Genomic DNA, 12,440 nt, shown 5'->3' with positions numbered 1-12,440 from the left:
GCTCCACGGCACGCAAGGGGATCGTCCTAGCATGCCCGCACGAAGGCTGCGACGAAAAAGCCATCCACGGCGTCGCTGGCGGGGGTCAGCCGCGCGCCCGGACCATGCGGGCGGGCGGGGATGGGCAAGGTCGCGGCGGACCAGCCGGGATGGTCGCGCAGGAATGCCTCGGCCTGGTCCCGCCCCTCTTCGTCCAGCAGCGAGCAGACGGCATAGACCAGCCGACCGCCCGGCTTCACCAGCGGCGCGGCAAGCGCCAGCACATGCGCCTGCATCGCGCACAGCCGCTCCAGCCGCTGCGGGGTCAGGCGCCAGCGCGCCTCGGGATTGCGCCGCCACGTGCCGGTGCCGGAACAGGGCGCATCGACCAGCACCACATCGGCCTGGTCGTGCAACTCCGCCAGCGCGACTGTCTCGCGCCCGGCATCCAGCAGGCGCGTCTCGACCGATGCGCTCGCCCGCTCCGCTCGTGGCGTCAGACGCTGCAGCCGCGCCCGATCCACGTCGCACGCGATCAGCCGGCCCTGGTTCGCCATCTCCGCCGCCAGCGCCAGCGTCTTGCCGCCCGCCCCAGCGCAGAGATCGACCACCGTCATGCCGGGCGCCGCCGCCGCGGCCTGGGCCACCAGCTGGCTGCCTTCGTCCTGCACCTCGATCAGCCCGTCGGCGAAAGCCGGCAAGGCTTCGACCTGCGTGCCTTCGGGCAGGCGCACGGCGTCGGGGGAGAGCGTGCCGGGCGTGCCCTCCGGCACCATGTCAAGCACCGCCGCACGGTCCGCCTTGAGCCGGTTCACCCGCAAGTCGAGCGGCGCACGCGTCAGCAAGGCGGGCAGTTCGTCGGGGGCAAGCGACGCGGCCAGCCGCTCGGTCAGCCAGCCTGGCGCCACGCCGGCGGGCGCGCCCGCCTCGCCCGTGATCGGGGCGGGACCATGGGGCGATCCGTCAAACAGCGCCGCCAGCTCCGGCCGGTCCGCGACCAGACCGATCAAGGCCGCGCGCCCGTTGGCCGGCACCTCGCCGGCGCGGCGGATCGCGGCATAAGCCAGGTCGCGAATGGCGCGACGATCCTTCGACCCGGCATAGCGCCGCGTCTTGAAATAGCGCGCGATCAGCGTGTCGGCGGCAGCCCCGCCCGATCGCGCGGCGTCGACCACCGCATCGAGGATCTCGATCGCGGCCTGGAGGCGTGCGGCAGGAGTCATTGCTGCGCTGGTCCGGGAAGGTTCCGACAAAAGCCGGGACGAAGGTCAACCAAGGCTGGGATAGTTCGGTGCCTCGCGCGTGATCGACACGTCATGGACATGGCTTTCGCGCAGGCCGGCATTGGTGATGCGGACGAAGCGGGCGCGCTTGCGCAGCTCCTCCAGCGTGGGCGCGCCGGTATAGCCCATCGCCGCCTTCACACCGCCGACCAGCTGGTGGATCACGTCCTTGGCCGGGCCCTTGTACGGCACCTGCCCCTCAATCCCTTCCGGCACCAGCTTCAGCTGATCCTTGACCTCACCCTGGAAATAGCGGTCGGCCGAGCCGCGCCCCATCGCGCCGACGCTGCCCATACCGCGATAGGATTTGAACGCACGACCCTGGTACAGGAAGGTTTCGCCCGGCGCTTCGTCCGTGCCGGCCAGCAGCGATCCGACCATCACGGTCGACGCGCCCGCCGCCAGCGCCTTGGCGACGTCGCCGGAGGTGCGCAGGCCGCCATCGGCGATCACCGGCACGTTGGCCTTCCACGCTTCCTCGGCCGATTCCATCACCGCCGTCAGCTGCGGCACGCCGACGCCCGCGACGACGCGGGTGGTGCAGATCGAGCCCGGGCCGATGCCGACCTTGATCCCGTCCGCACCCGCATCGATCAGCGCCCGCGTCGCCTTGGCCGTGGCGACATTGCCGGCGATCACCTGGATCGAGTTGGACAGCCTCTTCACCCGCTCCACCGCGCGGGCGACGTCGCGATTATGGCCGTGAGCGGTGTCGATCACGATCAGGTCGCACTCGGCGTCGACCAAAGCCTCGGTCCTGGCAAAGCCCTTGTCCCCGACCGTGGTGGCAGCGGCGACGCGCAGGCGACCGGCGGCATCCTTGGTGGCGGAGGGATAGGTGACCGCCTTCTCGATATCCTTGACCGTGATCAGGCCAACGCAGCGGTAGCTTTCGTCCACCACCAGCAGCTTTTCAATGCGGCGCTGGTGCAACAGGCGCTGGGCCTCCGCGCTGCTGACGCCGGCCTGCACGGTGACCAGGTTCTGGCTGGTCATCAGTTCGGCCACCGGCTGGTCGGCGCGTTCGGCGAAGCGCATGTCGCGGTGGGTCAGAATACCGACCAGCTTGCCGCTATCCTCCACCACCGGAAAGCCGGAAATGCGATGCCGCTCCATCAGCGCACGCGCATCGGCCAGCGTCTGGGCGGGCGTGAGTGTGATCGGGTTCACCACCATGCCACTCTCGAACCGCTTCACCGCGCGCACGGCGGCGGCCTGCTCCTCCACGTCGAGGTTGCGGTGCAGTACGCCGATCCCGCCGAGCTGCGCCATGACGATCGCCATGTCGGCTTCGGTCACCGTGTCCATGGCGGACGACAGGAATGGGATGTTCAGCTTGATCGCACGCGTGACGAAGGTGCGCGTGTCGGCATCGGTCGGCACCACATCGGACGCGCCGGGCCGGAGGAGCACGTCGTCGAAAGTAAGGCCGATCTCGATGGTCATGAATCCCCGCGGATGTAAGAAGGATTCGGGGCCATATAGGGCGGCACGCGTCGCAAAGCTAGGCCACTCCCGCCTGTTGCAGGATGCGCCGTGCGCTTGCGACATGCATCGTTTCGATCATGCGGCCTCGAAATCGCTCCGCCCCGCCCTTCGCGGCCGCCACCAGCGCGCGAGCCTCCTCCACCTCCTCCGGCGAGGGGCCGAAGATGCGGTTGGCGGGCGCCACCTGATCGGGATGGATCAGGCACTTGCCGTCGAATCCCGCCGCACGCCCGGCGCGGCAATCCGCCGCGAACCCGTCGGGGTCGTCGAGTTGGTTGTGAACGCCGTCGAGCGCGATCACCCCCGCCGCCCGCGCTGCCAGGACGATGGACTGGAGCGCGAGCGTCAGCCCCTCCCGCCCCGCCGCGCGGAGCGATGCGGCAAGGTCGTTGGATCCCGCGAGCAGCCCGGCGACGCCGTCTGCCGCCGCGATCTCGCGTGCCGCATAGATCCCTGCCGGCGTTTCGATCATCGCCAGCACGGGCTGCGGCAGTCCGGCGACCTGCCGCGCCGAATCCACCTTGGGCAGGACCATCAGGGCGGCACCGGATTGTGCCACCGCCGCCACATCCTCCTCATGCCACGCGCTGCCGGGCCCGTTCACGCGAATGGCGAGCAGCCCTTGCCAGTCGGCGGCGGCCTCCACCGCCGCCCGGCGCGCGGCATGCTTGTCCGCCTCGGCCACCGCATCCTCCAGGTCGAGGATCACCAGGTCCGCCGCCAGCGTGCGCGCCTTGGCGACAGCGCGAGGATTGGACGCGGGCAGGAACAAGGCGGAGCGGACGGGATCGAGCGGGATTGCCATGCCGCCATCTGTAGCCGTTCGCGGGTCGTCACGAAATCGGGCCGCGTCCTAACCGCTCGTTAACCGCGCTACGCCATGGGAGTGCCATGTCCGACGCACCCGATCGCGACCAACAGACCGAAGCGCCGACCGGCAAGCGCCTGCGCGAGGCCGCCCAACAGGGCGACGTCCTCCAGTCACGCGAGTTGGGCACCGCGCTGGTGGTGATGGCCGGTGCCGCCTGGATCGCCCTGGCCGGCCCCTGGCTGCTGGGCGCGTGCGAACGGGTGATCGCGTCCGGCCTGACCTTCAGCGCGGACGATATTACCGGCTTCGACCCGATGCAGGCCTTTACCCGCCTTATCATGCCGGTGGTGATGCCACTGGTGACGCTGTTCGCATTGACCCTGGTGGCGGCGATCGGCACGCCTGCCCTGCTGGGCTCGCTTGGCTTCCGCTGGAGCGCGATCGGGTTCAAGCCGGCCAAGATCAACCCGCTGTCCGGCATCAAGCGCATCTTCGGGCCGCAGGGCCTGATCGAGCTGGGCAAGTCGATCGCCAAGATCATCGTGCTGGGCTCCGTCGCCTACTGGCTGCTGAAGGGGCGGATGGCGTCGTTCATGGGGCTGGGCCGGCAGGACATCGTCGCGGCGCTGGGCGACATCGGGCATGTCTTCACCCTGTCCGTGCTGGTGATGAGCGTGGCCATGCTCGCGATCGCCGGCGTCGACATCCCCATGCAGCTCATGCAGCGCACGGCCCGCCTGCGCATGACCAAGCAGCAGGTCCGCGACGAGCATAAGGAGAGCGAAGGCTCGCCCGAAATGAAGGGTCATATCAAGAGTCGGCAGCGGCAGTTGCTGTCCAGTTCGGCGCGCAAGGCGGTGAAGGAAGCCACCGTGATCCTCACCAACCCGACCCACTTCGCGGTCGCGCTGCGCTATCGTCCCGGCTTCGACGCGGCTCCCATCGTACTCGCCAAGGGCAAGGACGAGGTGGCGCAGGCCATGCGCGAACTGGCGGACGAGAATGCCGTGCCCCGGCTCAGCTATCCCCAGCTGACCCGCGCCATTTACTACACCAGCCGCGCGGGCGAGATCATCCGCGAGGATCTGTACATCGCCGTCGCGACGGTGCTGGCATTCGTGTTCAACATCGACCGGGCGATGGCGGAGGGCGTGTCCCAGCCCCAGGTCGATGTGCCGGCGGCGGCCCGGTTCGACGAAAACGGTCATTCCACCGCATCTTAACGGTTGCAGGACTTAAGCTGGCGCGGTCCGTGCCGTTACCAGACTGGAAGGAAGTGGGGCAGCAATGGCGTCGATCACAAATACGCTGGGCGTCGGTTCGGGCCTCGACGTCACGTCGATGGTCACGAACCTGGTATCCGCCAGCTATGATCCAAAGCTGAAGGCCCAGACCGACAAGGAAACGGCCAACACCGCCAAGATCAGCACGCTTGCATCACTGACGGGTGGGCTGACATCCTTCTCCTCCGCGCTCAACACCTTGCTGTCCGGCGGGACGCTGCAAACGCAGCCGACCACGTCCGACGCCAGCATCATCACCGCCGTTACCAAGTCCGGCGCGACGATCGGCGCCATTTCCGAACAGCTGGAGGTGCGGCAGCTGGCCCAGGCGCAATCCCTGGTGTCGGGCTACGTCCCCTCGGCCGGCGACCCGATCGGCAAGGGCGGCTTCAGCCTGACGGTCGGCAGCACGACCACCACGATCGCGATCGACGACAGCAACGATTCGCTTGCCGGCCTCGCCCGCGCGATCAATGCGGCCGGGGCAGGCGTGACGGCCAGCGTGGTGACGGACGGCAACGGCGCGCGACTTGCGCTCAAGGGGCAGATGGGTGCCGCCAACGCCTTCTCCCTCACGCTGGATGCGGGATCGGACGATGCGCTCCAGGCCTTCACCTATGGCGACGGCGACGCGACGGGGATGATCAAGGCGCAGAGCGCGCTGGACGCTATTGTCCGCAAGGATGGCATCGACATCAGTCGCCCGACCAATACGATCAGCGATCTGGTGGACGGCGTGTCGATCAACCTGCTGGCCGCAAAGCACGGCACCATGGTGTCGCTGGGCTTCAGCCGCCCGACCGCCGCGATCACGCAGGCGGTGAACGACTTCGTCGCCGCCTATAACGAGCTGAAGAAGCAGGTCGGCGCCGCCACCACCGCCGGCGCGTCGGGCAATGTCTCGGGCGCGCTGTTCGGCCATGGCGCGGTGAAGCAGATGGAGCAGCAGCTCGCCCGCCTGCCGTCCACCACCCTGCAATCCGGCCCCGGCCCGCAGACGCTTGCGGAAATCGGCGTCTCGACGGGCCGCGACGGCATGCTGTCGGTCGATTCGGCGGCCCTTTCCCGCGCGCTCGCCAGCTATCCCGACGCGGTGGAAGGCATGTTCAACCCGCAGCAGCGTTCGTCCAGCCCGCTGGTCAGCGTCACCAGCGCGGCCGGCGCGACCAAGCCCGGCACCTATGCGGTGACGGACATCGTCGCGGGCGTGAACGGCGGCAACGCTTCGGGCAAGATCAACGGCGAGCCGGGTCTTCCGAACAGCGACGGGCGGCTCTACGCCTCGACCGCGTCGGGCGCCGGCGGCCTGATCATCAAGGTCACCGGCAATGTTGCAAACGCCACCGTCACCGTCGATGCCGGCATCAGCGGCGCGCTGAAGTCGATCACCGATGCGCTCACCCGGTCCGACGGCCTGCTGAGCGCGTTGAGCGAACAGTTCAGCGACAAGAAGATCGACCTGGCAGAAGCACGGCTGAAACTGGAAACGGCGCAGGCGGCCTACAAGGACCAGTTGACCACCAACTTCTCGCGCATGGAAACGCAGGTGAACGCCTACAAGGCGACCCAGAGTTACCTGACCCAACAAATCGCAGTGTGGACCAAGAGCTGATGTTCGGAGCACCTTCCCGTTATGGCGCGCCGGGCGCACGATATCGCGACATCGATGTCGCCGCCCGCGTCGAGGGCGCGAGCCCGCACGGCCTTGTCCAGATCCTGTTCGACGAGTTGCAAAAGGGTCTGGAGACGCTGCGGGCGACCGAAGCAACCCAGGATCATGCCCGGCGCAACGCCGCGCAGGCGCGCGTGCTGTCCATCCTTCATGGGTTGGAAGCATCTTTGGACTATCAGAAGGGCGGCGAGATCGCCGACAATCTGGGCAAGATCTATCGTGAAGGTCGCCGCCTGATCTCGACCTCCGGCTCCACCCGGCCGGCCGCGCTGGAGGATGCCCGCCGGATGCTGGGCGACATCGCCACCGCGTGGTCTGCCATCAGCTGATGATGAACGACCCGGCAACCATTCGGCTTTACGCGCGGGTAACCGACGCGGGGCAAGACCGCACTTACCTGGAGATTAAACATGCCGCTCGGTAAGCTTCGCGAGGATTATCACCCGATCCCCACCGCCATGCCACAGCACAAGCTGGGCGTGGACGTGAGCGATCACGATGCCAGGCCGGTGCCCTCGCCTGCCTTGCTGTTGCAGGAACAGCTTGCCCGCACGGTGGCGACGCAGCCGTCCGCGCCAGCGATCAGGAAATGGTCGCCGCGCGCCAGCATCGCGCTGATCATCTCCGCATCGGCGGCCTTGTGGTTCGCCATCATCATGGCGGCGGCGCAGGTCGTCCACGCCGCCGCTCCGGTAACCCCGACTCTCGGCAGCTGAGCCAAGGGCCGCGACGCCGCTTAACGCAGCGTCGCACTGTCCAGATTGAGCTGACCGACGGGCACGACCTCCGGGTTCGTGCCCGTTGCCTTGAGGCGCGGCAGGAAGTCCGCCGCCTTGCCGACAACGATCACGCTGGCCGCCTTGGGATCGATCAGGTCGCGTGACACGGACAGGACCTGATCCGCCGTGACCGCCTGTACCGATGGCGAGAAGCGGCCCATTTCCGACAAGGGCACGTCCTGCAGCACCAAGCCGGCGGCATAGCCGGCGAGCCCGTCCGTGGTCTCGATCTGACGGCCGAACCCGCCCACCAGCGACGCCTTGCGCGCGTCGAGTTCGGTTGCCGGCACGGGCTCCGTCCCCATCCGCCGCATCTCGTCCTTCATCAGGCCGATCACCTCCGGCACGGTCGCGTTCTTGGTCTGGGTATAGGCCGACAAGGGCCCGGGCGCGCGGCGCGCCTGGAAGCTGGAGCTGGCGCCATAGGCCAGCCCCTGCTTCACGCGCACCTCCTGGTTCAGGCGCGCGCCGAAGCCACCGCCGAGCGCGGTGTTGGCAACCAGCATCGGGTAGAAGCGCGGATCCTTGCGGTCGATCGTCACCCGCGCGACCATGACGGCCGTCTGGCCGGTCTGCGGCAGATCGACCACCACCGTGCGCGGCGGCACGGGCGCGCCCGCCTGCGGCAAGGGCGGCACGGGCGCGGCCGGCGCCTGCCAGCCGCCGAACGCCTCCTCCGCCAGCCGGGCTGCGCCGTCCACGTCGATGTCGCCGGCCATCACCAGGGTCACCGCGTCCGGCCGCCAGCGTGCCTGATAGCCCGCGACGATGTCCGCCCGGGTCAGCGCCTGGATCGATGCGGGCGAACCGTCCGCCGGCTTGCCATAGGGTCCATCCCCGAACACCACCCGCGACGACACCAGCGGCACCAAAGACTCGGGCGAGGTGAAGGCGACCTTCAAGCCGTCCAGCGCCTGCTTGCGCACGCGTTCCAGCTCTTCCTGCGCAAAGGCCGGATGCAGCGCCGAATCGGCAAAGATGCGCATCGCCAGCCGGACCTCGTCCACCTTGACCGTGAGCGACAGGAACATGCCGTCGCGCGAGGAATCGCCGCCGATGGCGCCGCCCAGCCCCTCGATCGCGCTCGCCACCTGCGTCGCGGACAGGCTGGTCGTGCCCTTGGTGAGCAGCTCCGCAGTGGTTTCCGCCAGCCCGGCGCGGTTCTGCGGATCGGTGGATGAGCCGCCATTGGCGACCAGATAGGCGGTCACGATCGGCAAGGCGTGCCGCTCGATCACCACCAGCCGCATACCGTTCTTCAACCGACGCTCTGCGATGGCGGGCAGCACCGGCGACACCGGCGCGCCGGCCGGCGGCGGCTGGATCCGTTCGGAATCACTCGCCGCCTGCACCACCGGCACGTTGGCAGGCGCAGCGAGCACCGCCGGCGCGACGCCGGCCGCAACCGGGATCGTGCCGGCGGTCGCGCCATCGGCGGCGGGCAGATAGGTGATGGTCACCGTGCGATCGTCGGGCAGCCAGCGGCGAGCCACGCGCTGGATATCGGCGGGCGTCAGCGCCTGCATTTGCGCGATCTGCTTGTCGGAGGCGGCCGGATCGTCTTGCAGGATCACGTTGGCGGCGAGTGTGGCGGCGCGGCCTTCCGCCGTCTCCCGCTGCTTCAGGGCGGAGGTGACGACCTGGTTCTTGACCCGCGCCAGTTCCTCCGCGGTGACCGGTGCGTCGCGCAGGCGACCGATCTCGCGCCGCAATCCCGCCTCGCCGTCCGTGGGCGTCTTGCCGCCCGCCAGAACGGCGTATGCCGTGAACATGCCGGTGCCTTTGCGCAGGTCGGCCGACACGCCCGCCTCTGCCGCGACCTGGTCGCGATAGACCATCGACTGATACAGGCGCGAACTTTCGCCGCCCGACAGGATCGCGTCGATCACGCTGATGGCGGCGCGATCAGGGCTGGTGGCGGGCGGCATCTGCCAGCTCATCACCACCGCCGCCAGCGGGGTGTTGGGCGCTTGCAGGGTGTAGCGTTTCGCTTCGGTCCGCACCGGCTCCGCCGCCGTGGTGCGCGGGATCTTCCAGTCGGGTTTGGCAATGGGCCTGAAATATTGGTCGACCCAGCGGTCCAGGTCGGCCTGCGCATAATTTCCGGACACGACCAGCACGGCATTGTCCGGGCGGTAATAGAGCGCGTGGAACGCCCGCACGTCCTGCACCGTGGCGGCATCCAGATCGGCGATGCTGCCGATCGGCGAACGCGCATAGGTGGACCTGGCATAGCTCGCCGCCGGCACATAGAGGCGGAACAGGCTGTCATAAGGCCGGGCCGCGTCCCCGCGCAGCTCCTCCTTCACCACGTCGCGTTCGGAGGCGAAGGCGGCCTGATCGATCACCAGCGATCCCATCCGCTCCGCCTCCGCCCACAACAGGCGCTGGAGCTGGTTGGCGGGCGCAACCTCGTGATATTCGGTGAAGTCGTCGTCAGTGGAGGCGTTGTTGGCCCCGCCCACATCCTCGGTAAGGCGATCGAACGTGCCGGCCGGCATGTTGCGCGTCGCCTTGAACATCAGATGCTCGAACAGGTGCGCGAAGCCCGAGCGGCCGCGCGGATCGTCCTTGCCGCCGACATCGTACCACACCTGAACCGACACGGTCGTACCGCTCTTGTCCGGCATGGAGAAGACGCGAAGCCCGTTCGGCAGCGTCCGCTGCGTAAAGGCGAGCGGCGGCACCTGGATCGGCGCGGCGATAGCAGGCGCGGCAAGGGCGGGCGCGGCAAGGACGAGGGCAAGCGCGGACAGCGGGGCGAAGAGACGCAAGACAGGCTCCCGAAAGGACGAGCTCCTCCGTGCGCCTCCCCGCTCAGGAAGGAAAGGGGCCTTGCGGTAAATGCCCCTCCGGCTCTCACCGCGCGATCGGATCAGCCCTTAGCCGACATAATCCTCGGCCAGGTCGCTGAACTTGGTGATGCGGTTCTCGAATTTCAGCTTCACCTTGCCCGTGGCGCCGTGGCGCTGCTTGGCGATAATCAGTTCGCAGATGCCGAAGGCGCGCTCCATGTCGCGCATCCACTGATCGTGCGTCTCGAAGGTCTTGGCGTCGTCGCCCTCGCCCGGACGCTTCGGCTCGCGCGAGGCGACGTAATATTCCTCGCGATACACGAACCAGACCATGTCGGCGTCCTGCTCGATCGAGCCGGATTCGCGCAGGTCGGACAGCTGCGGGCGCTTGTCCTCGCGCTGCTCCACCTGACGGCTCAGCTGGGACAAGGCGATCACCGGGAGCGACAATTCCTTGGCCAGCTGTTTCAGGCCGCGGCTGATTTCCGAGATCTCCTGCACGCGGTTGCTTTCGGACGCCTTGCCCGACCCCTGCAGCAGCTGGAGGTAATCGACCACGATCATGCCGACATTGCGCTGCCGCTTCAACCGGCGGGCGCGAGTGCGCAGCGCGGCGATGGTCAGACCGGGCGTGTCGTCGATGTAGAGCGGCAGGCTTTCCAGCTCGGCGGCGGCACGGGCGAGATTGCGGAAATCCTGCTGGCTGATCTTGCCCATGCGCAGGTTTTCGGAACTGATGCCGGAGTTTTCCGACAGGATACGCGTGGCAAGCTGGTCGGCCGACATTTCCAGGCTGAAGAAGGCGACGCACGCGCCGACCGACTTCGCGTCGGGAATGCCATCCTCCCGATCGCGGATCAGGCGGCGCGAGGCATTATAGGCGATGTTGGTGGCGAGCGAGGTCTTGCCCATGCCCGGACGGCCGGCCAGGATGATAAGGTCGGACGGATGCAGGCCGCCCAGCTTGGCGTTGACGCTGTCCAAGCCCGTGGTGACGCCGGAGACGTGCCCCCCGGAATTGAGCGCGCGCTCCGCCTGCTCCACCGCCAACCGCGTCGCCTGGCCGAACGACTTGACCGATCCGGTCTCGCCCCCCTCCTCAGCCACGCGATAGAGGGCGACCTCGGCCTCCTCGATCTGGCTCTTGGGATCGACGCTGTCGGACGTGTCCACAGCCTTCTCGACCATGTCGCGGCCGACGCCGATCAGGGCACGCAGCAACGCTAGGTCATAGACCTGGGTCGCAAAGTCGCGCGCGCCGATCAGGCCCGCGCCGGATTGGGTGAGCTGTGCCAGGTAACCGGGCCCGCCCAGCTCCTTCAGCTCCGCATCCGCCTCGAACATCGGGCGCAGGGTCACGGGATTGGCGACCATGTTGCGGTCGACCAGCTTCAGCACCGCTTCATAGATGCGGCCATGCACCGCCTGGTGGAAATGATCGGCACGCAGCTTGATCTGCACATCCTCCACCAGGCGATTGTCGATCATCAGCGCGCCGAGCAACGCCGCCTCCGCCTCGACATTGTGGGGCAAGGCGGGCGCGGCGGCAGGCGCCGGGGAGATGATTCGAAGCGGCTCGGGCATGGCCCGCTTATGCCGCCGGATGGGCTACGGGCTCAAGCGGGCGGCTGACAAACATTCGTGTGCTGTTCTGTGGAAAAGTGCCGCGCCGTCCGATAGACGGGCGCGATCATGGCGGACCCGCGCATCATCGCGATCGAACTGGATGGGGACACTCTGCCGCAGCGTGCGGCCGACGCCGACCGCGAGCGGGTGATTGCCATCCACGATCTGCTCGCCGCCAACCGGTTCGAACCGCGCCGGCCGATTGCCAACGGTTATACCGGTCCGTACCGCGTTACGCTGGCGGTGGAGGAAGGGCGGCTGGTGATCGTGATCGCGGATGCGGGCGGCCAGTTGCTGGAAACGATCAAGCTCGGCCTCACGCGTTTGCGGCGGACGATCCGGGATTATTTCGCGATCTGCGACAGTTACTTCCAGGCGTTGGGCGCGCAGGTGCAGCCGACGCAGATGGAGCCGATCGACATGGCGCGGCGCGGCCTGCACAACCAGGGCGCGGAGATGCTGATGGAGCGTTTGGAGGGCAAGGTGACACTGGATTTCGCAACCGCGCGGCGGTTGTTCACGCTCATCACGGCGCTGCACATCCGTGGCTGAAGCAGGTTTGGAGGATGTCGCCGGCCGGGTGCTGATCGACCATGCGCTGGCGGCCGCGCGGAACGCGCACGCGCCTTATTCTCGTTTCGGCGTAGGTGCGGCCCTGCTGCTGGAGGATGGCAGCATCATCCCCGGCACCAATTTTGAAAATGCCAGCTACGGCCTGTCGCTC

General features: G+C 68.0%; 10 protein-coding genes and 1 pseudogene. 6 read left to right on the top strand and 5 right to left on the bottom strand.

Annotation, left to right across the window (positions count from 1 at the left end; all coding sequences use genetic code 11):
• Positions 1-26: 26 nt before the first annotated feature.
• The 3 genes from Q0D93_RS06385 to Q0D93_RS06375 are packed head-to-tail and all read right to left on the bottom strand — an operon-like array spanning position 27 to position 3,555.
• A complete protein-coding gene (locus Q0D93_RS06385; RefSeq protein ID WP_294392125.1) occupies positions 27-1,202 on the bottom strand; it encodes an RsmB/NOP family class I SAM-dependent RNA methyltransferase in 1,176 nt (391 codons plus the stop codon).
• A gap of 45 nt (positions 1,203-1,247) precedes the next feature.
• Positions 1,248-2,708, bottom strand: coding sequence for an IMP dehydrogenase (gene guaB / locus Q0D93_RS06380; RefSeq protein ID WP_294392124.1), 1,461 nt, complete (start codon positions 2,706-2,708; stop codon positions 1,248-1,250).
• A 58-nt stretch (positions 2,709-2,766) separates the two neighbouring features.
• Complete coding sequence (locus Q0D93_RS06375; RefSeq protein WP_294392123.1) at positions 2,767-3,555, bottom strand: CoA ester lyase; 789 nt, start codon at positions 3,553-3,555, stop codon at positions 2,767-2,769.
• Positions 3,556-3,641: 86 nt separating this feature from the next.
• Between Q0D93_RS06375 and Q0D93_RS06370 the strand changes: the two genes are divergently transcribed.
• From Q0D93_RS06370 to Q0D93_RS06355, 4 genes are all read left to right on the top strand, one after another.
• On the top strand, positions 3,642-4,784 hold the full coding sequence (locus Q0D93_RS06370) for a flagellar type III secretion system protein FlhB (protein ID WP_294392122.1): 1,143 nt from the start codon (positions 3,642-3,644) through the stop codon (positions 4,782-4,784).
• A gap of 64 nt (positions 4,785-4,848) precedes the next feature.
• A complete protein-coding gene (gene fliD / locus Q0D93_RS06365) occupies positions 4,849-6,456 on the top strand; it encodes a flagellar filament capping protein FliD (protein ID WP_294392121.1) in 1,608 nt (535 codons plus the stop codon).
• Positions 6,456-6,845: a flagellar export chaperone FliS gene (locus tag Q0D93_RS06360; protein WP_294392120.1), complete on the top strand. Its 390-nt coding sequence runs from the start codon at positions 6,456-6,458 to the stop codon at positions 6,843-6,845. Before fliD ends, Q0D93_RS06360 begins: the two co-directional genes overlap by 1 nt.
• Positions 6,846-6,926: 81 nt before the next feature.
• Complete coding sequence (locus tag Q0D93_RS06355; protein WP_294392119.1) at positions 6,927-7,232, top strand: hypothetical protein; 306 nt, start codon at positions 6,927-6,929, stop codon at positions 7,230-7,232.
• A gap of 20 nt (positions 7,233-7,252) precedes the next feature.
• On the opposite strand, the gene Q0D93_RS06350 is transcribed toward Q0D93_RS06355, so the two are convergent.
• Both Q0D93_RS06350 and Q0D93_RS06345 read right to left on the bottom strand, forming a co-directional pair.
• On the bottom strand, positions 7,253-10,069 hold the full coding sequence (locus tag Q0D93_RS06350; RefSeq protein WP_294392118.1) for a pitrilysin family protein: 2,817 nt from the start codon (positions 10,067-10,069) through the stop codon (positions 7,253-7,255).
• Positions 10,070-10,177: 108 nt separating this feature from the next.
• A complete protein-coding gene (locus tag Q0D93_RS06345; RefSeq protein WP_294392117.1) occupies positions 10,178-11,674 on the bottom strand; it encodes a replicative DNA helicase in 1,497 nt (498 codons plus the stop codon).
• Positions 11,675-11,782: 108 nt separating this feature from the next.
• Between Q0D93_RS06345 and Q0D93_RS06340 the strand changes: the two genes are divergently transcribed.
• Positions 11,783-12,268 (top strand): UPF0262 family protein, encoded by a 486-nt coding sequence (locus Q0D93_RS06340; RefSeq protein ID WP_294392116.1) that lies wholly within the window; start codon positions 11,783-11,785, stop codon positions 12,266-12,268.
• Positions 12,261-12,440 (top strand): annotated as a pseudogene (locus Q0D93_RS06335) (cytidine deaminase); the annotation flags it as partial. The gene Q0D93_RS06340 and the pseudogene Q0D93_RS06335, both read left to right, overlap by 8 nt.

It is taken from the genome of uncultured Sphingomonas sp., assembly GCF_934560975.1.
GTDB lineage: Bacteria > Pseudomonadota > Alphaproteobacteria > Sphingomonadales > Sphingomonadaceae > Sphingomonas_I.
Note: the sequence above shows the minus strand (reverse complement) of the source record. Positions and strands in the feature narration are given on the sequence as shown.